The organism is Bradyrhizobium sp. 14AA, from assembly GCF_054185205.1.
This window is the reverse complement of sequence record NZ_JAVAYM010000116.1, coordinates 1-493: the sequence shown is the minus strand read 5'-3', so window position 1 is coordinate 493 and position 493 is coordinate 1. Positions and strand designations below refer to the sequence as shown.

1 protein-coding gene is annotated in these 493 nt (G+C 68.6%); it reads right to left on the bottom strand.

All coding sequences use genetic code 11. The annotated features are described in order from the left end of the window. Positions 1-493: sulfite exporter TauE/SafE family protein (locus tag RAD15_RS43580; RefSeq protein WP_458184826.1), on the bottom strand; the 493-nt coding region annotated here is incomplete at both ends.

Sequence of the window (493 nt, the reverse complement as noted above, 5' to 3'; positions counted from 1 at the left end):
AGCGCAAGGCGGAGATATTCCGGCTTCACCTTGGCGGCGAAGCGCGCGCCGACCTGGGCGCCGGCGACCGACCCGAGCAGCAGCAGCGCCGCCAGCACGATATCGACTGCCTTGGTGGTGGTGGCATGGACCATCGTCGCCATCGCGGTGACGAACAGCGTCTGGAACAACGAGGTGCCGACCACGACCTGGGTGGTCATGCCGAGCAGATAGAGCATCGCCGGTACCAGGATGAAGCCGCCGCCGATCCCCAGCAGCATGGTCAGGATGCCGACGAAGAAGCCGAGCAGCAGCGGGGCGAGCGGCGAGATGTACAGCCCCGACCGGTAGAAGCGCGTCCGCAGGGGGAGCGCCGCGACGAGGGGATGGTGCCGGCGCTTGCGCGGACGCGGCGGCGCGCCGGTACGGCTGGCGTGGATCGCGGTCCAGCTTTCATGCGCCATCAGCCCGCCGATCGAGCCGAGCATCAGCACATAGACGATCGCGATCACCG